Origin of the sequence: Enterobacter chuandaensis (assembly GCF_003594915.1) — a bacterium.
GTDB lineage: Bacteria > Pseudomonadota > Gammaproteobacteria > Enterobacterales > Enterobacteriaceae > Enterobacter > Enterobacter chuandaensis.
The window spans coordinates 344649-368810 of record NZ_QZCS01000002.1 but is presented as its reverse complement, the minus strand read 5'-3'; the positions used below and the strand labels follow the sequence as shown (position 1 = coordinate 368810).

Annotated in this window: 21 protein-coding genes; 16 read left to right on the top strand and 5 right to left on the bottom strand. The window is 55.1% G+C overall.

The features are described from left to right. Positions 1-350: 350 nt before the first annotated feature. Together ampG and D5066_RS04935 are read right to left on the bottom strand one after the other, a co-directional pair. On the bottom strand, positions 351-1826 hold the full coding sequence (gene ampG / locus D5066_RS04940) for a muropeptide MFS transporter AmpG (protein ID WP_119915242.1): 1476 nt from the start codon (positions 1824-1826) through the stop codon (positions 351-353). A gap of 46 nt (positions 1827-1872) precedes the next feature. Next, positions 1873-2451 (bottom strand): lipoprotein, encoded by a 579-nt coding sequence (locus D5066_RS04935; protein ID WP_023310568.1) that lies wholly within the window; start codon positions 2449-2451, stop codon positions 1873-1875. 306 nt (positions 2452-2757) lie between these two features. On the opposite strand from D5066_RS04935, the gene bolA reads away from it, so the two are divergent. The 10 genes from bolA (at position 2758) to D5066_RS04875 (ending at position 13614) form a co-directional block, all read left to right on the top strand. After that, a complete protein-coding gene (gene bolA / locus D5066_RS04930) occupies positions 2758-3075 on the top strand; it encodes a transcriptional regulator BolA (protein ID WP_003859051.1) in 318 nt (105 codons plus the stop codon). A 330-nt stretch (positions 3076-3405) separates the two neighbouring features. Then, positions 3406-4704 (top strand): trigger factor, encoded by a 1299-nt coding sequence (gene tig / locus D5066_RS04925; RefSeq protein WP_008503318.1) that lies wholly within the window; start codon positions 3406-3408, stop codon positions 4702-4704. A gap of 260 nt (positions 4705-4964) precedes the next feature. Next, on the top strand, positions 4965-5588 hold the full coding sequence (gene clpP / locus D5066_RS04920; RefSeq protein ID WP_014069126.1) for an ATP-dependent Clp endopeptidase proteolytic subunit ClpP: 624 nt from the start codon (positions 4965-4967) through the stop codon (positions 5586-5588). 127 nt (positions 5589-5715) lie between these two features. Then, complete coding sequence (gene clpX / locus D5066_RS04915) at positions 5716-6990, top strand: ATP-dependent protease ATP-binding subunit ClpX (protein WP_080328063.1); 1275 nt, start codon at positions 5716-5718, stop codon at positions 6988-6990. 183 nt (positions 6991-7173) lie between these two features. Continuing rightward, positions 7174-9528 carry an endopeptidase La gene (gene lon / locus D5066_RS04910; RefSeq protein ID WP_023334706.1) on the top strand — a complete coding sequence of 785 codons (2355 nt, stop codon included), beginning with the start codon at positions 7174-7176 and terminating at the stop codon, positions 9526-9528. Between the two features lie 210 nt (positions 9529-9738). Beyond that, on the top strand, positions 9739-10011 hold the full coding sequence (hupB, locus tag D5066_RS04905; protein ID WP_002444653.1) for a nucleoid-associated protein HU-beta: 273 nt from the start codon (positions 9739-9741) through the stop codon (positions 10009-10011). 212 nt (positions 10012-10223) lie between these two features. Continuing rightward, the gene (gene ppiD / locus D5066_RS04900) at positions 10224-12095 is read left to right on the top strand and encodes a peptidylprolyl isomerase (RefSeq protein WP_119915241.1); all 1872 of its coding nucleotides are present in this window, start codon (positions 10224-10226) and stop codon (positions 12093-12095) included. 148 nt (positions 12096-12243) lie between these two features. Next, positions 12244-12624: a helix-hairpin-helix domain-containing protein gene (locus D5066_RS04890; protein ID WP_119915240.1), complete on the top strand. Its 381-nt coding sequence runs from the start codon at positions 12244-12246 to the stop codon at positions 12622-12624. Between the two features lie 97 nt (positions 12625-12721). Further along, positions 12722-13120, top strand: a complete 399-nt coding sequence (locus D5066_RS04880) for a YbgC/FadM family acyl-CoA thioesterase (RefSeq protein ID WP_014830880.1) — start codon at positions 12722-12724, stop codon at positions 13118-13120. Between the two features lie 164 nt (positions 13121-13284). Further along, complete coding sequence (locus tag D5066_RS04875) at positions 13285-13614, top strand: helix-turn-helix domain-containing transcriptional regulator (RefSeq protein WP_119915238.1); 330 nt, start codon at positions 13285-13287, stop codon at positions 13612-13614. A 2-nt stretch (positions 13615-13616) separates the two neighbouring features. Here D5066_RS04875 and queC read toward each other — a convergent pair whose 3' ends face one another. Both queC and D5066_RS04865 read right to left on the bottom strand, forming a co-directional pair. Next, positions 13617-14312, bottom strand: coding sequence for a 7-cyano-7-deazaguanine synthase QueC (gene queC, locus D5066_RS04870; protein WP_119915237.1), 696 nt, complete (start codon positions 14310-14312; stop codon positions 13617-13619). A 66-nt stretch (positions 14313-14378) separates the two neighbouring features. After that, complete coding sequence (locus tag D5066_RS04865; RefSeq protein ID WP_119915236.1) at positions 14379-16079, bottom strand: SgrR family transcriptional regulator; 1701 nt, start codon at positions 16077-16079, stop codon at positions 14379-14381. Positions 16080-16180: 101 nt separating this feature from the next. Here D5066_RS04865 and cof point away from each other — a divergent pair, with 101 nt between their 5' ends. After that, positions 16181-16999, top strand: coding sequence for an HMP-PP phosphatase (gene cof, locus D5066_RS04860; RefSeq protein WP_119915235.1), 819 nt, complete (start codon positions 16181-16183; stop codon positions 16997-16999). A gap of 41 nt (positions 17000-17040) precedes the next feature. Here cof and D5066_RS04855 read toward each other — a convergent pair whose 3' ends face one another. Then, entirely contained in the window at positions 17041-18087 is a 1047-nt protein-coding gene (locus D5066_RS04855) for a PLP-dependent cysteine synthase family protein (protein WP_119915234.1), read from the bottom strand. A gap of 115 nt (positions 18088-18202) precedes the next feature. Between D5066_RS04855 and D5066_RS04850 the strand changes: the two genes are divergently transcribed. From D5066_RS04850 to amtB, 5 genes are all read left to right on the top strand, one after another. Continuing rightward, the gene (locus D5066_RS04850) at positions 18203-18661 is read left to right on the top strand and encodes an Lrp/AsnC family transcriptional regulator (RefSeq protein ID WP_008503307.1); all 459 of its coding nucleotides are present in this window, start codon (positions 18203-18205) and stop codon (positions 18659-18661) included. A gap of 30 nt (positions 18662-18691) precedes the next feature. Continuing rightward, the gene (locus D5066_RS04845; RefSeq protein ID WP_119915233.1) at positions 18692-20464 is read left to right on the top strand and encodes a SmdA family multidrug ABC transporter permease/ATP-binding protein; all 1773 of its coding nucleotides are present in this window, start codon (positions 18692-18694) and stop codon (positions 20462-20464) included. After that, the gene (locus D5066_RS04840; RefSeq protein WP_119915232.1) at positions 20457-22238 is read left to right on the top strand and encodes a SmdB family multidrug efflux ABC transporter permease/ATP-binding protein; all 1782 of its coding nucleotides are present in this window, start codon (positions 20457-20459) and stop codon (positions 22236-22238) included. Before D5066_RS04845 ends, D5066_RS04840 begins: the two co-directional genes overlap by 8 nt. Positions 22239-22458: 220 nt before the next feature. Next, positions 22459-22797 carry a P-II family nitrogen regulator gene (glnK, locus tag D5066_RS04835; protein WP_008503304.1) on the top strand — a complete coding sequence of 113 codons (339 nt, stop codon included), beginning with the start codon at positions 22459-22461 and terminating at the stop codon, positions 22795-22797. A gap of 35 nt (positions 22798-22832) precedes the next feature. Then, positions 22833-24119: an ammonium transporter AmtB gene (gene amtB / locus D5066_RS04830; protein WP_014882787.1), complete on the top strand. Its 1287-nt coding sequence runs from the start codon at positions 22833-22835 to the stop codon at positions 24117-24119. The last annotated feature ends 43 nt before the right edge of the window (positions 24120-24162 follow it).

Sequence of the window (24162 nt, the reverse complement as noted above, 5' to 3'; positions counted from 1 at the left end):
TCACAAGTGTTGCAAATTATGTCGGTTTTTATGACCGAAGCCGCATGGCATGGGCTTTATAACGAAAGGACCCCCAAGCATACCCTAAAAGGGGCAATTGGTATAACCATTGTTAAAAATAAACAAAAAATTAACAATTAATTATCAATAAAAAGACATCTAAAAAACGAAAAATCAAACTTTCCACTGCTGAATCGTTTAATGAAAAATAGCGTTTTGGAATTGGCTCCAATAATTTCCAAAACCTATCCCGCACAAAACAACAAATATTTTTTTTAGCGGTTGGTGGCTATTTCACCGTTATAATTTCGGTTGGTGATTACAACGGGAAATAACCTTTCGTTTTTTCTTCAGGTCATCTGCGTTTTACGCAACGCCATGAAATCGAGCAGACCGCCGGTCAGGATCCCGGCGATGGCCAGCAGGGCTCCGACATCCAGCAGAAGGGCTTCTGGAGGGAGCGCCAGGGACGTGCTGGCATTAATAATGAGCACCACAAGCCAGAGCGCCAGCGCGCCGCAGCCCGCCATTAACAGACGTAACGCAAAACGGTAAGCGCGGTGATATTCAGTGCGCGGCATAAAGTGTTCGGTACGCTGGGTATATTCCAGCGTCTGGCGACACACCAGCAACAATAAAATCCCCGGCACGGCAGCCGCGACCGAGAAGAGATAAAACGTTGGCCAGCCGTGAGCTTCCACAAACCAGCCGGCAATCGGTCCGACGTACACGCGGCCAACGGCCGAGAGCGCCGAGAGCAGCGCGAACTGCGTGGCGGAAAACGATTTATTGCACAGGGTCATCAGCAGGGCGACAAATGCCGCCGTTCCCATGCCGCCACAGAGATTTTCAAAGAACACCGCCGCAGCCATGCTGAACATATGTTTGTCAGTAACCGACAGCAGCCAGTAGCCCGCGTTAGATGCGCCCTGCAGGATGCCGAAGATCAGCAGCGCGCGGAAAAGCGTCAGGCGCTGCATCAATACGCCGCCGTAAAGCGCGCCGACGATGGTCGCAAACAGCCCCAGCGTTTTATTCACCACACCCACTTCACCGGCGTCAAAACCGACGCCGCGGATCAGGAAGGTGGTGGTCAGGCTCATGGCAAAAGCATCGCCCAGCTTATAAAGGACGATGAGCAGCAGAATCAGCCAGGCATTGTTGCGGCCAAAGAAGTCACGCAGCGGTTCGGCGACGGCCTGCTCCAGCGAGCGGGGAACCGGGATGACGTCACTCGGTTCGGGAGCAAACAGGGTCGCGATAATGCAGGGGATCAGCAGGGCGGCCATCAGCCAGTACATGCCCTGCCAGCCGAGGTAACGGTCGGCCAGCCACAGCGCCAGCCCGCCGGAGACCAGCATCCCGAGGCGATAGCCCAGCACGCTGATGGCCGCACCGGCACCGCGTTCTTCCGCAGATAACACGTCCGTCTTCCAGGCATCGAACACGATATCCTGTGAAGCGGAGCAGAAGGCAATCACCACCGCAAGCGCGGCCATCCAGCGAAGCTGTGTGGTCGGCTCAAGAAAGCCCATCCCCGCGATCGCCAGCAGCAGCATGACCTGCGTCATTACTAACCAGCCGCGACGACGTCCCAGGAACGGTGGCGTGTAGCGATCCATGACCGGCGACCACAGGAACTTAAAGACATAGGCCTGACCGACAAGCGAGAAGAAACCAATGGTTTTAAGATCGATGTTCTCGACCGTCATCCATGCCTGAAGCGTGCCGGAAGTGAGCGCAAGGGGTAAACCGGAGGCAAAGCCGAGGATCAGCAGAATCGCTGATTTCGGTTGCTGGAAAATGCGTAAGTAATGGCTGGACATGTTCTTATAAAACTGACCCGGCCAGGAACCGGGTCAGCGAGCGGGATTAACGCGCGTTCTGCTTGATGAAGTCGTGGATGCTGGTGTCCTGCGCCATATCGGCGATGGTGTCAGTCAGCACGCTATTCACGGCGTTAGCAATGTTCTGGTTGGAGGCCTGGAACGCGCCTTCAACGGAGTAGCTGGCGCGGTAGTTTTTGGTCATCTTGTTGCCGTTCTTCGCGGTGGCAATGATGGCGATATCCGCTTTGGTCGCAATGTTGTAGCGCACGTTGCCCTGAGACACGTCAGCGTACAGGTTGTTAACGATGATCTGCAGATCAACCGCACCGCTTGGGCCAATCATGTAGCCGCGAGCGGTCATTTGCTTCTCAAGCACTTCCTGCAGCAGGAAGCGCAGGTCGCGGGACGCGGTCAGCGTTACCTGCTGGTTATCGCGGGTCACTTTTGCCAGCGCCTGGTCCTGACGCTGATCGGCACCGTTAATACTCACAGTGACGCCCATCAGGCTAGGGTCCTGCTGAGGCAGGGTGATTTTTGGTGAAACATCAATGGTGGTAGGCGGGGTAGCGCAGCCTGCCAGCATAAAAAGGGCTACCAACGGAAAGAAGAGTTTTTTTAACATTTTCAGGTTCTCAACGAATCGTAAGCATTAAAGAGAGAAAAATTGCCGCCATCATAACATCGACTACGGCCAGGGGAAGTGGTCAACGCATGTAAATTCATCGTCTTGTCTGAAAACTGACCAGCTCATCCTTTTTCTCCTCCCGCGAGTGACGAAAGGTATGAGTCTCACAGGGAACTTCATTCGTTTGAATGAGAAAATCAGACGAAAGCTAAATATTTGTTGTCAAGGTGTAATGGAAACGGTAAAAGCGGCTAATATTTAAAGGGATGGGTGACATCTCAGCGTTGTCGGAGGAGTAATTTCATGATGATACGTGAACAGATAGAAGAAAAATTAAGGGCAGCGTTCAACCCTGTGTTCCTCGAAGTCGTCGACGAAAGCTATCGTCATAACGTGCCGGCAGGTTCTGAAAGCCACTTTAAAGTGGTTCTGGTTAGCGATCGCTTCACGGGAGAACGTTTCCTGAACCGACACCGCCTGATCTACAGCACCTTGACGGAAGAACTCTCCACAACCGTGCATGCGCTGGCACTGCATACCTACACCATTAAGGAATGGGAAGGTTTGCAGGATACGGTTTTCGCGTCGCCGCCTTGTCGCGGTGCAGGCACCATCGCCTGATAAATCGGATTTGCAACGGCTGGAGCTTTTCCAGTATGTTGCTTACAGATTTCCTCAAAACGGCCTCCGGGCCGTTTTGTTTTGTCTGAGTTTTGAGCGGATGGTGCGATTTTAAGGCTAAAAATAGCCTTAAAGTGTGAAAAAAGCCGCAGCAACATGCCCCAACCGTTCTCGACTCACCTAAGTGATGCCGCTATAATGCCGCGTCTTAATGAATGTCTTCGGGATGATTCTGGCGACAGGGAATGTGAATCTGCACTAAGAGAGCATCCCGGTATAACAGACAGATTCAGAGTTGACCGAGCACTGTGATTTTTTTGAGGTAACAAGATGCAAGTTTCAGTTGAAACCACTCAAGGCCTTGGCCGCCGTGTAACGATTACTATCGCTGCTGACAGCATCGAAACTGCTGTGAAAAGCGAGCTGGTCAACGTAGCAAAAAAAGTACGTATTGACGGCTTCCGTAAGGGCAAAGTACCAATGAATGTTGTTGCTCAGCGTTATGGCGCTTCCGTGCGTCAGGATGTGCTGGGTGAACTGATGAGCCGCAACTTTATCGACGCGATCATCAAAGAAAAAATCAATCCGGCCGGCGCGCCAAACTACGTGCCAGGCGAATACAAACTGGGTGAAGACTTCACTTACTCCGTAGAGTTCGAAGTGTACCCGGAAGTTGAGCTGAAAGGTCTGGAATCTATCGAAGTTGAAAAACCGATCGTTTCCGTCACTGACGAAGACGTTGACGGCATGCTGGATACCCTGCGTAAGCAGCAGGCGAACTGGAAAGAGAAAGAAGGCGCTGTTGACGCGGAAGACCGCGTAACCATCGACTTCACCGGTTCTGTAGACGGCGAAGAGTTCGAAGGCGGCAAAGCGTCTGACTTCGTACTGGCAATGGGCCAGGGTCGTATGATCCCAGGCTTCGAAGACGGCATCAAAGGCCACAAAGCGGGCGAAGAGTTCACCATCGACGTGACCTTCCCTGAAGAGTACCACGCTGAAAACCTGAAAGGTAAAGCAGCGAAGTTCGTCATCAACCTGAAGAAAGTTGAAGAGCGCGAACTGCCAGAACTGACTGAAGAATTCATCAAGCGTTTCGGCGTGGAAGATGGTTCTGTTGCAGGCCTGCGTACCGAAGTGCGTAAGAACATGGAGCGCGAGCTGAACGGTGCTGTGCGTAACCGTGTGAAATCTCAGGCGATTGAAGGTCTGGTGAAAGCCAACGAAATCGACGTTCCTGCTGCCCTGATTGACAGCGAAATCGACGTTCTGCGCCGTCAGGCTGCACAGCGCTTCGGTGGCAACCAGCAGCAAGCGATGGAACTGCCGCGCGAGCTGTTTGAAGAGCAAGCGAAACGCCGCGTTGTTGTTGGCCTGCTGCTGGGCGAAGTGATTCGTACCCACGAGCTGAAAGCTGACGAAGAGCGTGTGAAAGGCCTGATCGAAGAGATGGCTTCTGCATACGAAGATCCATCAGAAGTGATCGAGTTCTACGGTAAGAACAAAGAGCTGATGGACAACATGCGCAACGTCGCACTGGAAGAGCAGGCTGTTGAAGCGGTACTGGCGAAAGCGAAAGTGACCGAAAAAGCGACCTCTTTCAACGAACTGATGAACCAGCAGGCGTAATTTCGCCCTAACGGTTTAAAGTTTGAACAAAAAACCCGTTGCCCTCCGGCGACGGGTTTTTTTTATCGCTGCTTTAGTTCTGGAAGGGTGCTAAAACGCCCTTTCAGTGTTAGCGTTACAACAAAAGGTTGTTATGCTTGAAATAGGGCGTGGCGAACCCCATAAGTATGTAATCACGATGATTGAGACTGGCTGATAATCCGTCCATAAGGTTACAATCAGCACAGCAGGTGTTTTCAATTTTGAACCAGGAGACGGAAATGTCATACAGTGGCGAACGAGATAACTTTGCACCCCATATGGCGCTGGTGCCGATGGTTATTGAACAGACCTCACGCGGTGAGCGTTCTTTCGATATCTATTCCCGTCTGCTCAAGGAACGCGTTATCTTTCTGACCGGCCAGGTAGAAGACCATATGGCTAACCTGATCGTGGCGCAGATGCTGTTCCTGGAAGCGGAAAACCCGGAAAAAGACATTTACCTGTACATCAACTCGCCGGGCGGTGTGATTACGGCGGGCATGTCCATTTATGACACCATGCAATTCATCAAGCCTGATGTCAGCACTATCTGCATGGGGCAGGCTGCATCCATGGGGGCGTTCCTGTTAACCGCAGGGGCGAAAGGTAAGCGTTTCTGCCTGCCTAACTCCCGCGTGATGATTCACCAGCCGCTGGGTGGTTACCAGGGGCAGGCGACGGATATTGAAATCCACGCCCGCGAAATTCTGAAAGTAAAAGCGCGCATGAATGAACTTATGGCGCAGCATACAGGTCAATCTCTTGAGCAGATCGAGCGCGATACCGAGCGCGATCGCTTCCTCTCTGCTCCAGAGGCAGTTGAGTACGGCTTAGTCGACTCCGTATTGACCCATCGTAATTGATGCCCGCGACGCGAGCGTGCCGCTATACTAAGGTAGGGCGGCACACTGCCTGAGCGCAGTTCGCGTCTGAAAATGGCATTTGCGTCGTCATGTGCGGCACAAAGAACTTAAAAAGAGGTTTGGACTCATGACAGATAAACGCAAAGATGGTTCGGGCAAACTGCTGTACTGCTCTTTTTGCGGCAAAAGCCAGCATGAAGTGCGTAAACTGATTGCCGGGCCGTCCGTGTATATCTGCGACGAATGTGTCGATTTATGTAACGACATCATTCGCGAAGAGATTAAAGAAGTTGCGCCGCACCGTGAGCGTAGCGCACTGCCAACGCCGCATGAGATTCGTCATCACCTTGACGACTATGTCATCGGTCAGGAGCAGGCGAAGAAAGTGCTGGCGGTGGCGGTGTATAACCACTACAAACGTCTGCGTAATGGCGACACCAGCAATGGCGTAGAACTGGGCAAAAGTAACATCCTGCTGATCGGGCCGACTGGCTCCGGTAAAACGCTGCTGGCTGAAACCCTGGCGCGCCTGCTGGATGTTCCGTTTACCATGGCGGATGCCACCACCCTGACCGAAGCCGGTTATGTGGGTGAAGACGTTGAAAATATCATCCAGAAACTGCTGCAGAAGTGCGATTACGACGTTCAGAAAGCACAGCGCGGGATTGTTTATATTGATGAGATCGACAAGATCTCCCGTAAGTCAGACAACCCGTCTATTACCCGTGACGTATCCGGTGAAGGCGTTCAGCAGGCACTGCTGAAGCTGATCGAAGGCACGGTGGCTGCTGTTCCGCCGCAGGGTGGGCGTAAACATCCGCAGCAGGAGTTCCTGCAGGTTGATACCTCCAAGATCCTGTTTATCTGTGGTGGTGCGTTTGCCGGTCTGGATAAAGTCATTTCCCACCGTGTTGAAACCGGCTCCGGCATTGGTTTTGGCGCAACGGTGAAGGCGAAGTCCGAGAAAGCCAATGAAGGTGAGCTGCTGTCGCAGGTTGAACCTGAAGATCTGATCAAGTTTGGTCTGATTCCTGAGTTCATTGGTCGTCTGCCGGTTGTGGCAACGCTGAATGAACTGAGCGAAGAGGCGCTGATTCAGATCCTGAAAGAGCCGAAAAATGCGCTGACCAAGCAGTATCAGGCGCTGTTCAATCTCGAAGGCGTCGATCTGGAATTCCGTGATGAAGCGCTGGATGCTATTGCCAAGAAAGCGATGATTCGTAAAACCGGCGCGCGCGGCCTGCGCTCTATCGTTGAAGCGGCGCTCCTCGACACCATGTACGATCTGCCATCTATGGAAGACGTTGAGAAAGTGGTGATTGACGAGTCCGTGATCAGCGGCCAAACCAAGCCGCTGCTGATTTACGGTAAACCGGAAGCCCAGCAGGCATCTGGCGAATAATTCACCAAATCATACAAGCAGTTAATCAAAAAGGGGGGATTTTATCTCCCCTTTACTTTTTCCGTATTCATAGCGTTGAATGTGTGGGAAACATCCCCATATACTGGATACATGTTAATGGTTGTGTGAAGCACAGTTACATGACCAGTTTACCTGGCGGACACTAAACTAAGAGAGAGCTCTATGAATCCTGAGCGTTCTGAACGCATTGAAATCCCCGTATTGCCGTTGCGCGATGTGGTGGTTTATCCGCACATGGTCATACCCTTATTTGTAGGGCGGGAAAAATCTATCCGTTGCCTCGAAGCCGCCATGGATCATGATAAAAAAATCATGTTGGTGGCGCAGAAAGAAGCATCAACGGATGAGCCGGGTGTAAACGATCTTTTCACCGTCGGGACCGTGGCCTCTATTTTGCAGATGCTGAAACTGCCTGACGGCACCGTGAAGGTGCTGGTCGAAGGCCTGCAGCGTGCGCGTATTACCACCCTGTCAGACGATGGCGAACACTTCTCTGCGAAGGCAGAGTACCTTGATTCGCCTGAGCTTGATGAGCGCGAGCAGGAAGTGCTGGTGCGCACCGCGATTAGCCAGTTCGAAGGCTATATCAAGCTGAACAAGAAAATCCCACCAGAAGTGCTGACGTCGCTGAACAGCATCGACGATCCTGCGCGTCTGGCGGACACCATCGCTGCACACATGCCGCTGAAGCTGGCTGACAAACAGTCCGTACTGGAAATGTCCGACGTCAACGAACGTCTGGAATACCTGATGGCGATGATGGAGTCTGAAATCGATCTGCTGCAGGTTGAGAAGCGTATTCGCAACCGCGTGAAAAAGCAGATGGAGAAATCCCAGCGTGAGTACTATCTGAATGAGCAAATGAAGGCCATTCAGAAAGAGCTGGGCGAGATGGACGATGCGCCGGACGAAAACGAAGCGCTGAAGCGTAAGATCGACGCGGCGAAGATGCCGAAAGAGGCGAAAGAGAAAGCCGAAGCAGAATTGCAGAAGCTGAAAATGATGTCTCCGATGTCGGCAGAAGCGACCGTCGTGCGCGGCTACATTGAGTGGATGGTGCAGGTTCCGTGGAATGCCCGCAGCAAGGTCAAGAAAGACCTGCGTCAGGCTCAGGAGATCCTCGATACCGACCACTACGGTCTGGAACGCGTGAAAGACCGCATTCTTGAGTACCTCGCGGTACAAAGCCGTGTGAACAAAATTAAAGGCCCAATTCTGTGCCTGGTTGGGCCGCCGGGGGTAGGTAAAACCTCTCTGGGTCAGTCCATCGCTAAAGCGACCGGACGTAAGTATATCCGTATGGCGCTGGGTGGCGTACGCGATGAAGCGGAAATCCGCGGTCACCGCCGTACCTACATCGGTTCTATGCCGGGTAAACTGATTCAGAAGATGGCGAAAGTGGGGGTTAAAAACCCGCTGTTCCTGCTCGATGAGATCGACAAAATGTCTTCGGACATGCGTGGCGATCCGGCGTCTGCACTGCTGGAAGTGCTTGATCCAGAACAGAACGTGGCGTTCAGCGATCACTACCTGGAAGTGGACTACGACCTGAGCGATGTGATGTTCGTGGCGACCTCCAACTCCATGAACATTCCGGCACCGCTGCTGGACCGTATGGAAGTGATTCGTCTCTCCGGCTATACCGAAGACGAGAAGCTGAACATTGCTAAACAGCACCTGCTGCCGAAACAGATTGAGCGTAACGCGCTGAAAGCCAACGAGCTGACCGTCGAGGACAGCGCGATTATCGGCATCATTCGCTACTACACCCGTGAAGCGGGCGTGCGTAGCCTTGAGCGTGAAATCTCTAAACTGTGCCGAAAAGCGGTGAAACAGCTGCTGCTGGATAAGAGCCTGAAACACATCGTGATTAACGGCGACAATCTGCATGCGTACCTGGGCGTTCAGCGCTTCGACTATGGCCGCGCGGATAACGAAAACCGCGTGGGTCAGGTGACCGGTCTGGCATGGACGGAAGTGGGCGGCGATCTGCTGACCATCGAAACCGCCTGTGTACCGGGCAAAGGCAAGCTGACCTACACCGGCTCGCTGGGTGAAGTGATGCAGGAGTCCATCCAGGCGGCGCTGACCGTGGTGCGCGCGCGCGCGGAAAAACTGGGTATCAACCCGGATTTCTACGAAAAACGCGACATTCACGTTCACGTTCCGGAAGGGGCGACGCCGAAAGATGGCCCGAGCGCGGGTATTGCCATGTGTACCGCTCTGGTCTCCTGTCTGACGGGTAACCCGGTGCGTGCCGACGTGGCAATGACCGGTGAAATCACCCTGCGTGGTCAGGTTCTGCCAATCGGCGGGTTAAAAGAAAAACTGCTGGCGGCACACCGCGGTGGGATCAAAACCGTATTGATCCCTTACGAAAACAAACGCGATCTGGAAGAGATTCCGGACAACGTGATTGCCGATCTGCAGATCCATCCTGTTAAGCGAATTGAGGAAGTTCTCAGTCTCGCACTGCAGAATGAACCCTCCGGAATGCAGGTTGTAACCGCAAAATAGTGACCTCGCGCAAAGAGCGTCAATAAAAACAAGGCTGGTAAGTCATTTCGCACTTGCCAGCCTTTTTTTGTATAGCTAATTTAGATTGCTGATTAGGTCAGCCATCAACAACGGGTGTTGTAAGGTCATGGCAGGCCTGATATAACTGCTGCGCGGTCGCGTTGTGAAGGATTCAGGCGCGATATAAATTATAAAGAGAGGAAGAGAACAGTGAATAAATCTCAACTGATTGACAAAATTGCTGCTGGTGCTGATATTTCTAAAGCTGCAGCTGGACGTGCGTTAGATGCATTAATTGCTTCTGTTACTGAATCTCTGCAGGCTGGGGACGACGTTGCACTGGTAGGCTTCGGTACTTTTGCTGTTAAAGAGCGTGCTGCCCGTACTGGCCGCAACCCTCAGACCGGTAAAGAGATCACCATTGCTGCTGCTAAAGTGCCGGGTTTCCGTGCAGGTAAAGCGCTGAAAGACGCAGTAAACTGATTGCTTTCCCGTTTCAGGGAAGCCGGATAGTACAAGGGCGCATCATTTGATGTGCCTTTTTTGTTTGTCCAGACCTGATTTGTGCGAGTTTATGCGAGTTGTGGGCTGACAATCGCCCCGTTTTCTTGTCACAATACGCCTTTACGCGCGACGGGCAGGATTTTCCGTCAGCGTCAGGTAACCAGTCACCTACAGCGGAGTGTTGTTACACCATGATGGACAGCTTACGCACGGCTGCTAACAGTCTCGTGCTCAAGATTATTTTCGGTATCATTATCGTGTCGTTCATATTGACCGGCGTGAGCAGTTACCTTATTGGCGGTGGCGCGAACTATGCCGCAAAAGTGAATGGCCAGGAGATCAGCCGCGGTCAGTTCGAGAATGCTTTTGCTGGTGAACGTAACCGTATGCAGCAACAGCTGGGCGACCAATTCTCTGAACTGGCGGCGAATGAAGGGTACATGAAGACCCTGCGCCAACAGACACTGAACCGTCTTATCGACGAAGCGCTGCTGGATCAGTATGCCAAAAAGCTGGGCCTTGGCATCAGCGATGAGCAGGTGAAAAAAGCGATCTTCGCCACTCAGGCATTCCAGTCTAACGGTAAATTCGACAACGCGCGTTACAACAGCATCGTTAATCAAATGGGCATGACGGCCGATCAATACGCTCAGGCGCTGCGTAACCAGCTGACAACCCAGCAGCTCATCAACGCTGTCGTGGGTACCGATTTCATGCTCAAAGGGGAAACCGACGAACTGGCCGCGCTGGTGGCACAGCAGCGCGTGGTCCGTGAAGCGACCATCGATGTGAACGCCCTGGCGGCTAAACAGCAGGTCAGCGACGCAGACGTTAATGCTTACTACGAGCAGAATAAAAACGCCTTTGTTTCTCCAGAGCAGTTCCGCGTCAGCTACATCAAGCTGGATGCAGCCGCGCTGCAGGAAACTGCGTCTGATGCGGAAATCCAGTCTTACTACGATCAGCATCAGGATCAGTTCACTCAGCCGCAGCGTAACCGCTACAGCGTGATCCAGACTAAAACTGAAGCAGATGCTAAGGCGGTACTGGACGAGCTGAACAAAGGCGCGGATTTCGCAACCCTCGCAAAAGCAAAATCCACCGATATCATCTCTGCGAAAAACGGCGGTGATATGGGCTGGCTGGAAGACGCAACCACGCCTGATGAGCTGAAAAATGCGGGTCTGAAAGAGAAAGGCCAGCTGTCTGGCGTCATCAAGTCTTCCGTGGGTTTCCTGGTCGTACGCCTGGACGACATCACTGCGGCGAAAACCAAGCCGCTGGCTGAGGTTCGTGATGATATCGCTGCGAAAGTGAAACAGGAAAAAGCGCTGGATGCTTACTATGCGCTGCAGCAGAAGGTAAGTGATGCTGCCAGCAACGATAACGAATCTCTGGCGGGTGCAGAGCAGGCGGCGGGTGTGAAAGCGGTTGAGACCGGCTGGTTTGGTCGTGACAACTTGCCGGAAGAGCTGAACTTCAAGCCGGTTTCCGATGCCATCTTTAACGGTGGTCTGGTGGGCGAGAACGGCACGCCGGGCAGCAACTCTGACATCATTACCGTTGACGGTGACCGTGCGTTCGTTCTGCGCGTCAGCGAGCACAAGCCAGAAGCGGTCAAACCGCTGGCGGAAGTGAAGGATCAGGTTGTCGCTCAGGTTAAGCACAACAAAGCGGAACAGCAGGCCAAACTGGATGCTGAGAAGATTCTGGTTGATCTGAAAGCGGGCAAACAGGACGCGCTGAAAGCGGCGGGCCTGAGCTTCGGTGAGGCGAAAACGCTGAGCCGTACCGGTCAGGACCCTATCAGCCAGGCCGCGTTTGGTCTGAGCCTGCCTGCGAAGGACAAACCAAGCTTCGGTACCACCACCGATATGCAGGGTAACGTCGTTCTGCTGGCGCTGGATGAAGTGAAAGCTGGCACTATGCCAGAAGCGCAGAAGAAAGCGATGGTTCAGGGGATTACCCAGAACAATGCCCAGATTGCCTTCGAAGCGATGATGAGCAACCTGCGCAAAGATGCGAAAATCAAGCTGGGCGATATCATGACTCAGCAGCAATAATTACGTGTCTGCTCGCAGATTTTCGTAACGTACTGCAAAAACTAAAGGCCGCTTTCGCGGCCTTTTCCATTTCTGCAATCTGCTGTTTGTGCCTGTTTTCTCCGGCGGCTATTGTTGCGTGGCTGTCAACAAACAAGGAGATAACAGCATGAAATGTGGAATCAAAGCACTGTTAATTACGCTGGCTATTGCCACCACCGGGATGAGCGCGGGGGCGCTGGCGGCGACGCCCGCAGCCAAACCACAGGCTACGCAGAGCAAGTCTGACGCGGCAGCGTCGGTGCAAGGGCAAACCAAAGCGACTGACGCCGGTAAAAATGCGGATGATGACGGTACGCGGGTCAGTATCAATTCGGCCTCTGCGGACGATCTCGCCCGCGCGATGAATGGCGTGGGACTGAAAAAAGCGCAGGCTATCGTCAGCTATCGTGAAGAGTACGGTCCTTTCAAAACGGTCGACGATCTCAAACAGGTCCCGGGCATGGGCAGCGCGCTGGTTGAGCGCAACCTCTCACACCTGACATTGTAATTACGCAATTCCTTGCACTGCGGCAAAAGTTTGCCAGGATAAAGAGGTCATACCAGTTATGACCTCTGATCCTATAACAACGAAAGGCTATTGCGCTATGCAGACAAAAATCAAAGTACGCGGTTTCCATCTTGATGTTTATCAGCACGTCAATAACGCTCGCTATCTTGAGTTTCTTGAAGAAGCGCGCTGGGACGGGCTGGAAAACAGCGAAAGCTTTCAGTGGCTGACCGCGCACAACATCGCGTTCGTGGTCGTCAATATCAACATCAACTACCGTCGTCCGGCCGTGCTGGGTGATGTGCTCACGGTCACCAGCCAGGTACAACAGCTAAACGGCAAGAGCGGCGTGTTAAGCCAGGTGGTAACGCTCGATCCAGAAGGGCAGGTGGTGGCTGATGCACTGATCACCTTTGTCTGTATCGATCTGAAAACGCAAAAGGCGCTGCCGCTGGAAGGGGAATTGCGGGAAAAGCTGGAGTTGATGATCGTGTAGATATTTGGCTTCAGTACAAGAAATGATGTTATCACCGAGATAGCATAGCAAAGAGCCAGGGTTCGAAAATGCATGGATCCTGGCGTTAACCAACATCGAAGTGAAATTCGCTGAAATGGCTCGTAACGCATTGGTGAAATTTATCAGTTTCAGGATGAATAACGATGAATATGCTAGAACGAAAATTTTCGAGTAGCGTCAATCACGATGAAGCAGTAATAAAAATGCTACGCGAGGATCCTTCCTCTGCTCAAATTTATTTGAATGTTGCGTTGGATGAGATCTATGAAGACCAGGGGATCCCTGCCTATCTCATTGCACTCCGTCAGGTCATCGAAGCCCGCGGCGGCATAGGTGAAATCTCTACCAAAGCAGGCCTGTCCCGTCAGCAGCTATACCGAACCTTATCAGACAACGGCAACCCAACGCTGACAACGCTGATGAAAATCAAGCGTGCTGCCGGTGTAAAACTGTTCGACAGCACGGTCAAATAACCCTATTTAAGCCCGGTTTTTTTCTGCATCGCGGCCATCACGCCGACCTTATCAGACAGGTAATGGTTCAGCCCGTTAGCGCGCAGATTACAGGCTGCGCACTGGCCACAGCCGTCGCCTTTGAGGCCGTTATAGCAGGTAAGCGTTTCGCTGCGAACCAGGTCCAGCTTGCCCCAGTAGTCGGCCAGCGCCCAGGTTTCGGCTTTATCCAGCCACATGAGCGGGGTTTCAAAGCGCGTCTCTTTCGCCATGCCCAGATTGACGGCGTGGTTGAGCGCTTTCACAAACTCATCACGGCAGTCCGGATATCCTGAGAAGTCGGTCTCGCACACGCCCGTAATTACCGCTTCGGCTTTTACCTGGTAGGCGTATATCGCCGTCAGGGTCAGGAACAGAATATTCCGCCCCGGCACGAAGGTGTTCGGAATGCCGCTGGCGTCTGGTTCGTAGTCCGGAACCGGGATACTGTCGCGGGTCAGGCTGCTGACGGCCAGTTCATTTAACAGCGTAACGTCCAGCACCTTGTGCGCGCGTGCGCCCAATTTGAGGGCCAGTTCACGGGCAACGTCGATTTCAGCGCGGTGACGCTGACCATAATCGAACGTCACACAGTGAACTTCATCATACTGATGTAGGGCCTGTACCAGGCAGGTAGTAGAGTCTTGTCCTCCGCTGAACACGACGACGGCACGTTTCATAAATCATCTCGACAGTAACGGTAAAAACGTTATGTTACCGTCTGGCCAGGACGGCGACCAGCTTCTTCACGATTTCGGGGCGGGCAGCCAGGCTTCGGTAAAATCAAACCAGCCGCGGGTGTTAAGGCGTATCCCATTCACGCCCGGCGGGGCGCTGATTTGATACTGATAGTTAAAGAGCGGCGTCAGTACTGCACTCTCCATTAAGCGGCCGAAAATGACCTGCAGGCCCGCGTGCCGGTCCCGAGCCTCGGCCTGAGTCTGCACCGCATCCAGCGTGGCCTGCAGGTGCGCATATGCTGGTGCGCTTAACAGATGCGGCCAGAGCGCATCGCAGCGAAGCCACTGCTCGAGCGTATACGCTGGCGCTTCACCAATCAGCCTGTCTCCCATCATCATATCGGCTTCGGCAAGCTGCTGGCATCCGTCCCACGTCTTGGCGTCGTGGAAGATGACGGTCAGTTCACACCCCTGTCGCGCCAGGTACGCCTTTAACTGACTGGCCATGGTGTGAAGCTCAACGGGCAGATGGTAAACCAGCGTCAGCGCCTCCGGCAGGGCAACGTCCGTTAAATCAGGCCATTCGGGGATCGTCCAGCCGGGAAGCAGTTCTTCGGTGGGCGTAATGAGCCCTTCGTTGAGCGGAAGCGTGTGCAGAAGCCTGGAGAGATGGATGATATTGATAAGCCGCTTTGCCTGCGTCTCGCTCAGGCGCGCGCTCTGTTTCAGCGTGAGGTAACAGAACCCCAGGCTGGTGCTGCTGCTGACCAGCCGCAGACTTTCCAGCTCGTCGGCCTCGCCGATCGCGATTTGCACCGGGTGGCGACAGCTGGTGCCCAGCCTGTAATCAAAAAGCTGAGGGGTGATCCAGTATTCGATGGCCTTAAGCAGCGGATGGCTCAGGTGGTACTGCTCATGGCTTTCCAGACGGACCAGGTCTGGCTCAAAGGCGGCCAGCCGGAAGGGGCCGCAGCCAAGCTCAGGGTTATCGGGATGTGCCAGACGGCTACAGTAGGTTGCCAGTCGGTGTGCCAGCCAGTAGTCCGGTTGATGTAACGCAAACGTCAGGCATTGTGGATGCGTTGTTTCGATACGCAAAACGCTCCGGAACAGCGTTCGCAGGGCGGGGAGCGTCAACAGCGCCGTCAGGCTTCGCTGGAGTTGCGCCGTTTCTATTTTATCGCCGTTATGCCAGTGCAGGGTGGAACGAATGTAGAAATGCCAGCGCAGGCCGTCAGCAGAGACCTCCCAGTGATGCGCCAGATCGCCCGTAGGTTCACTGCTGCTGCCGTTAAAACGCGTCAAACCTGAGAATACTTGTCCCGCCAGATGCTGCTCCGCCCGGCCAGGCAAGAAGCCCGGCTGAAGCGGCTCCAGCGAGCGGTAGTAGGGGATGCGCAGCGTCGGCGTGTCGTTTTGCCACTGCCCGCCCAGAAATGGATGCAATAACGATCTCAGCGCGTCAGGCGCAAGCTGGGCCAGCTCCAGCGCGTTGTGCTGCTGCCCGCTCTTAAGCGCCTCTTCCATCATCGCATTGCGCAGTGACTCCGGGCTGGCATGGAACGTCAGCTCACCGCGCTTGCCGCGACCAGACCGCGCGCGCCAGCTGAGCCAGCCCGCCTCCTGGGCCTGACGCAGCAGGGTGCGGACATGCCGCTCGCTACAAAAGCAGCGGCTGGCAAGCTCGCTTACGGTTACGAGCTGCGGAGCGCCGGCGGAAGGTTGCCACAGGCGCTGATACTGGTTAAGGCGGTTAAGCTGGCGCATAAGAAACCCGGAACAATAATTTTCATCTATTCACTATTACTTCCGTATATCGCACGCAATACTGATGCACAAGTTAATCGCATCACATTTCAGGAGTAATCATGGCCCGCCTCGCTGCATTTGATATGGACGGTACGTTGTTAATGCCGGATCACCGTCTGGGGGAGAAAACACTGAATACCCTGAAGCGTCTGCGCGAGCGTGATGTCACCCTGACGTTTGCCACTGGTCGCCACGTGCTGGAGATGCGCCATTTGCTGGGCGCGTTTTCCCTGGATGCGTTTTTAATCACGGGTAACGGAACGCGCATTCACACCGTTGAAGGAGACGTGCTGCACCGCCAGGATCTCAATCCGGAAGTGGCGGATATCGTCCTGCACAGCACCTGGGACACACAGGCCAGTATCCACGTCTTTAACGACCAGGGCTGGTTTACCGGACGTGAAATCCCTGAACTGCTGCACGCCCATGTCTATAGCGGTTTTCAATATCAGCTTATCGATCTGCGTCGGATACCTGCCCATGCGGTGACCAAGATCTGCTTCTGTGGCGATCATGACGATCTTTCTCGCTTACGGATTCAACTGAATGAGGCGCTGGGCGACCGGGCGCACCTGACCTTCTCGGCGGTGGATTGTCTTGAAGTGCTGCCGGTGGGCTGTAACAAAGGTTCAGCCCTGGCGGTGCTCAGCGACCACCTGGGCTTAACGCTGCAGGAGTGTATGGCGTTTGGCGACGCCATGAACGACCGCGAAATGCTGGGCAGCGTAGGGCGTGGTCTGATTATGGGGAATGCGATGCCACAGCTAATCGCAGAGCTTCCTCATCTGCCGGTTATCGGACACTGCGGTAACGAAGCGGTGTCCCATTTTTTGACGCATTGGCTGGACAACAACAACCTCCCATATTCCCCCGAATAGTGAGACCCTTCCAGCGAGCCAGACTTCGGTCTGGCTTTTTTTTATTTCAGCAGGTGCGCAATCTGCGCTTTCCACGGGGTGATGTCGCCGATGTTTGCCTGCACCCACTCTGCATTGTAGTAGGTCTCAAGGTAGCGCTCGCCGCTGTCGCACAGCAATGTGACGATGGAGCCGGTACGGCCTTCTTCGCGCATGCGTGCCGCAAGCTGCAATGCGCCCCACATGTTGGTGCCCGTTGATGCGCCGACCTTGCGGCCGAGCTGCGTTTCCAGCCAGTGCGCGGTAGCCACGCTGGCGGCGTCCGGTACGCGAAGCATTTCATCCACCACGTCCGGGATGAATGAGGGTTCCACGCGCGGTCGGCCGATCCCTTCAATTTTGCTGCCCACCGGGCTGCGCAGGTCAGCATCGCGGCTTTGCCAGTAGTCGAGGAAGACGGAGTTTTGCGGGTCAACGACCATCAGCTGCGTATCGTAGCCCTGACAACGGATGTAGCGTCCGATAGTGGCTGACGTGCCGCCAGTACCGGCGCTCATTACAATGTATGACGGAACCGGATGCGGCTCGTGGGTCATCTGGCGGAAAATACTGTCGGCAATGTTGTTATTGCCGCGCCAGTCCGTTGCACGCTCGGCGAAGGTGAATTGGTCCATATAGTGGCCATTCAGCTCGCGGGCCAGCATTTCAGAGGCGGCGTAGATTTCGCAGGCGCTTTCCACAAAGTGGCAGCGACCGCCGTAAAATTCGATCTGCTCGATTTTGCGTTTTGCGGTGCAGGAGGGCATCACGGCGATAAACGGCAGGCCCAGCAGGCGGGCGAAATAGGCTTCGGATACCGCCGTTGAACCGGATGAAGATTCAATGATGGTGGTGCCTTCTTTGATCCAGCCGTTACACAAACCGTATAAGAACAGGGAACGCGCCAGACGATGCTTCAGGCTACCGGTGGGATGGGTGCTTTCATCTTTCAGATAGAGCTGAATACCGTCAAATCCCGGCAGGGAGAGGCGAATCAGGTGCGTATCCGCCGAGCGCTGATAGTCGGCATTGATTTCGCTGATGGCATGTTTAACCCAGGTGCTATTCATCGTAATTATCCGTTTGTCATTTTGTGCCCAGCATAGCGAAAAGCACAGAAAAAATTGTTGCTATCTGGCCTTTAAAATAGAATGAAGGGAGAAAAATTTTCTCTGTGAGGTGGGTATGCTAGATAAAATTGACCGCAAGCTCCTTTCATTGCTGCAAAGTGACTGTACCCTCTCTTTGCAGGCGCTGGCAGATGCCGTTAATCTGACCACCACGCCGTGCTGGAAGCGCCTCAAAAAGCTGGAAGATGACGGCATTCTTCTGGGCCGCGTCGCGTTACTCGATCCCGAAAAACTGGGGCTTGGGCTGACGGCATTTGTGCTGATAAAAACCCAACATCACAGCAGCGAGTGGTATTGCCGCTTCGTCACACAGGTATCTGAAATGCCCGAGGTGCTCGGCTTCTGGCGTATGGCCGGCGAGTACGACTACCTGATGCGCGTCCAGGTGGCAGACATGAAGCGCTATGATGATTTCTACAAGCGGCTGGTGAACAGCGTCCCGGGCTTGTCGGACGTCACCTCAAGCTTCGCCATGGAACAGATTAAGTACACCACAGCATTACCCATTGAATAACTTCGTAAAATACCTTCAGGAACAAACCGCGTGCGATTATTTGCCCAATTAAGCTGGTACTTTCGTCGGGAGTGGCAACGCTACCTCGGTGCAGTCGCCCTGCTTATTATCATTGCCATCCTGCAGCTGATCCCGCCGAAAGTGGTGGGCTACGTCGTGGATGGCGTCACTGAACAGCATTACACCACCGCACGGGTGTTGATGTGGGTTGGCACGCTGGTGCTGACGGCGGTCATTGTTTATCTGCTGCGCTACGTCTGGCGCGTGCTGCTGTTTGGTGCGTCCTATCAGCTGGCCGTTGAGCTGCGTGAAGATTTTTACCGCCAGCTGAGCCGACAGCATCCTGAGTTTTATCTCCGCCACCGCACCGGGGATCTCATCGCCCGCGCGACGAACGACGTCGATCGCGTGGTCTTTGCCGCCGGAGAAGGCGTATTAACGCTGGTGGACTCGCTGGTGATGGGCTGCGCGGTGCTGATCGTCATGTCCACGCAGATCAGCTGGCAGCTGACCCTGCTTGCGCTGCTGCCGATGCCGCTGATGGCGCTGGCGATCAATCGCTACGGCGAACAGCTGCACGAACGCTTCAAGCTGGCGCAGGCGGCGTTTTCTTCTCTGAACGATCGCACCCAGGAGAGCATGACCAGCATCCGCATGATTAAAGCGTTTGGCCTGGAAGACAGGCAGTCCGCACTGTTTGCCGCCGATGCGGCAGACACGGGGGCGAAAAACATGCGCGTCGCGCGTATTGATGCGCGATTTGATCCAACGATTTATGTCGCAATCGGCATGGCAAACCTGCTTGCCATTGGCGGCGGAAGCTGGATGGTGGTGCAGGGCACGTTAACCCTGGGACAATTGACCAGCTTCGCGATGTATCTGGGGCTGATGATCTGGCCGATGCTGGCGCTGGCCTGGATGTTTAACATTGTGGAGCGCGGCAGCGCTGCCTACAGCCGCATTCGCGCCATGCTGGCCGAAGCACCGGTGGTCAATGACGGCAGCGAAGCGGTACCGGAAGGGCGCGGCGTCATGCATGTCGACGTCCGCAAGTTTGTCTATCCACAAACGGAACATCCGGTGCTGGAAAACGTCAGCTTTACGCTGCAGCCAGGCCAGATGCTGGGCATCTGCGGCCCGACGGGCTCCGGAAAAAGTACCGTGCTTTCTCTGCTTCAGCGCCACTTTGACGTCACCGAGGGCGATATTCGTTTCCATGATATCCCCCTGCCGAACCTGCTGCTGGACGAGTGGCGTGGCCGTCTGGCGGTGGTCAGCCAGACGCCGTTTTTATTTTCGGATACCGTGGCGAATAACATTGCGCTTGGTCACCCGTCGGCGACGCAGGAAGAGATCGAGCACGTGGCGCGCTTAGCCAGCGTACATGACGATATTTTGCGGCTGCCGCAGGGTTACGAAACGGAAGTTGGGGAACGTGGCGTCATGCTGTCCGGCGGGCAGAAACAGCGTATCTCGATTGCCCGCGCGCTGCTGCTGAATGCTGAAATCCTTATTCTGGATGATGCGCTTTCCGCCGTGGATGGCCGTACCGAACATCAAATTCTGCATAACCTGCGCCAGTGGGGCGATGGCCGCACGGTGATTATCAGCGCCCACCGTTTGTCGGCACTCACGGAAGCCAGTGAAATTCTGGTCTTACAGCACGGTCACATTGCCCAGCGCGGGCAGCATGACACGCTTGCCGGGCAGCCGGGCTGGTATCGCGATATGTATCGCTATCAACAGCTTGAGGCGGCGCTGGACGATGCGCCGGAGCAGGATGAGGAGGCCGCCAATGCGTAAGCTCGGAACGATGTGGCCGACGCTCAAACGTCTGCTGGCCTACGGCTCGCCGTGGCGTAAACCGCTCTCCGTTGCCGTACTTTTACTCTGGATAGCGGCGATTGCTGAAGTCAGCGGGCCGCTGCTTATCAGCTACTTCATCGACAATATGGTCGCGAAAAGCTACCTGCCCCTGGGGCTGGTGGCGGGGCTGGGAGTGGCCTACGTTGGTTTACAGCTGGCGGCGGCAGGGCTGCACTATGCGCAGTCGCTGCTGTTTAACCGTGCCGCCGTCGGCGTGGTTCAGCAGCTGCGCACGGATGTAATGGACGCGGCGCTTCGCCAGCCGCTCAGCGAGTTTGATATCCAGCCGGTCGGGCAGGTGATTTCGCGCGTGACCAACGATACCGAGGTGATCCGCGACCTGTACGTCACCGTGGTCGCGACGGTGTTACGCAGCGCGGCGCTGATCGGCGCGATGCTGGTGGCGATGTTCAGCCTCGACTGGCGCATGGCGCTGGTGGCGATTACCATCTTCCCGGCGGTGCTGATCGTGATGATCATCTACCAGCGCTACAGCACGCCAATCGTGCGCCGGGTGCGCGCCTATCTGGCCGACATCAACGATGGCTTCAACGAAGTGATCAACGGCATGAGTGTCATTCAGCAGTTCCGCCAGCAGGCGCGCTTTGGCGAGCGGATGGGGGAAGCCAGCCGTTCGCACTACATGGCGCGTATGCAGACGCTGCGCCTCGACGGTTTCCTGCTGCGCCCGCTGCTGAGCCTTTTCTCTGCGCTGGTGCTTTGCGGGCTGCTGATGCTCTTTGGTCTGAGCTCAAACGGTACGATTGAAGTGGGCGTGCTCTACGCCTTTATTAGCTATCTGGGCCGCCTTAACGAGCCGCTGATCGAGCTCACCACCCAGCAATCGATGCTGCAGCAGGCGGTCGTCGCCGGTGAGCGCGTGTTTGAGCTGATGGACAGGCCGCGCCAGGCCTACGGCAATGATGAGCGACCTCTGCAAAGTGGGACAATCGCCTTTGATAACGTCTCGTTTGCCTATCGCGAAGACCGGCTGGTGTTGCAGGACATTACGCTGGATGTTCCGTCGCGCGGTTTCGTGGCGCTGGTGGGGCATACGGGCAGCGGCAAGAGCACGCTCGCCAGCCTGTTGATGGGGTATTACCCGGTCACGCACGGCGAAATCCGCCTCGACGGACGCCCGCTCGCGTCTCTCAGCCACAACGTGTTGCGTAAAGGCGTCGCGATGGTGCAGCAGGATCCGGTCGTGCTGGCCGACACCTTCTACGCCAACGTGACCCTGGGCCGGGACTACACCCAGGAGCAGGTCTGGGAGGTGCTGGAAAAAGTGCAACTGGCGGATCTGGCGCGCGGGTTTAGCGACGGCATAAATACAAAGCTGGGCGAGCAGGGGAACAATCTCTCCGTTGGGCAAAAGCAGCTTCTCGCGCTGGCGCGGGTGCTGATTGAAACCCCGCAGGTACTGATTCTGGATGAAGCGACGGCCAGCATTGACTCCGGTACCGAGCAGGCCATCCAGCAGGCGCTGGCCGCGGTACGCGACCATACGACGCTGGTGGTGATTGCCCATCGTCTTTCCACCATTGTCGATGCCGATACCATTCTGGTGCTGCATCGTGGACAAGCCGTGGAGCGCGGCACGCACCGTGAACTGCTGGAAGCCAAAGGGCGCTACTGGCAGATGTACCAGCTTCAGCTGGCGGGTGAAGAGCTGGCCGCCAGCGTGCGCGAGGAAGAGTCCCTCAGCGCCTGATGCACCAAAACAAAGCAACGCGCTAACAGTCATTCCTGTTGGTGCAAGACTGAAACGCACCGTGCACTGCCATGGTGCGTTTTTTTTCACCGGTTCGTTAATGAAGGCGGCGTAACGCTCGTCGCACCGCTTTTCTCCCTCGTTTTCATTTCTGGCACATCCCTTGCAATACCTTCTGCGTGAGCTGCGGCCATTACCGAATTCTGACTGGAGGGGATCTATGAAGCTGGTTACGGTGGTAATCAAACCATTCAAACTGGAAGACGTGCGCGAAGCGTTATCTTCCATGGGTATTCAGGGACTGACTGTCACCGAAGTGAAAGGCTTTGGTCGTCAGAAGGGTCATGCCGAGCTTTACCGCGGGGCGGAATACAGCGTTAACTTCCTGCCAAAAGTAAAAATCGATGTTGCGATTGCGGACGATCAGCTTGATGAAGTGATTGATGTGATTAGCAAAGCGGCCTACACCGGCAAAATTGGCGACGGCAAAATTTTCGTTGCCGAACTGCAGCGCGTCATTCGCATTCGTACCGGCGAATCTGACGAAGCGGCACTGTAAGTAACTCCTGGCACACAGTGATAGGGATCGAGAAAATGAAGATAGCAACACTTAAAACGGGTCTGGGTTCGCTGGCACTGCTGCCGGGCCTGGCGCTGGCTGCCCCTGCCGTGGCAGACAAGGCCGATAACGCCTTTATGATGATCAGCACCGCGCTGGTGCTGTTCATGTCTATCCCGGGCATTGCGCTGTTTTACGGCGGTCTGATCCGCGGCAAAAACGTGCTCTCCATGCTGACGCAGGTTGCCGTGACGTTCGCGCTGGTCTGCGTGCTGTGGGTGGTTTACGGTTACTCGCTGGCCTTCGGTACCGGCAACGCCTTCTTTGGTAACTTCGACTGGGTGATGCTGAAAAATATTGAGCTGACCGCGCTGATGGGCAGCTTCTACCAGTACATCCACGTTGCGTTCCAGGGCTCGTTCGCCTGCATCACCGTCGGGCTGATCGTGGGCGCGCTGGCCGAGCGCATTCGTTTCTCTGCGGTTCTGATCTTCGTGGTGGTCTGGCTGACGCTCTCCTATGTGCCGATTGCGCACATGGTCTGGGGCGGTGGTCTGCTGGCAACGCACGGCGCGCTGGACTTCGCGGGCGGTACCGTTGTGCACATCAACGCCGCGGTAGCGGGTCTGGTGGGGGCGTATCTGATTGGCAAACGCGTAGGCTTCGGTAAAGAGGCGTTCAAACCTCACAACCTGCCGATGGTGTTTACCGGTACGGCTATCCTCTACTTTGGCTGGTTTGGCTTCAACGCCGGTTCAGCAAGTGCCGCGAACGAAATCGCCGCGCTGGCCTTCGTGAACACCGTTGTGGCGACGGCGGGTGCAATCCTCTCCTGGGTGTTCGGCGAGTGGGCAGTGCGCGGTAAACCTTCCCTGCTGGGTGCCTGTTCAGGTGCGATTGCCGGTCTGGTCGGTATCACTCCGGCGTGCGGTTACGTGGGTGTCGGTGGTGCGCTGCTGGTGGGTCTGGTCGCGGGTCTTGCGGGTCTGTGGGGCGTCACCGCTCTGAAACGTGTGCTGCGCGTTGACGACCCTTGCGATGTGTTCGGCGTCCACGGCGTTTGCGGCATCGTCGGCTGTATCATGACCGGTATCTTCGCCGCGAAATCGCTGGGTGGCGTAGGCTACGCTGAAGGCGTCACCATGGTTCATCAGGTGCTGGTACAGCTGGAAAGTATTGCTATCACCGTTGTGTGGTCTGCTGTTGTCGCTTTCATCGGCTATAAGCTGGCGGACATGACGGTTGGGCTGCGCGTACCGGAAGAGCAGGAACGCGAAGGTCTGGATGTGAACAGCCACGGCGAGAATGCGTATAACGCCTGATAAACAGCAAAACGGCAACCTTAGGTTGCCGTTTTTAATGTGT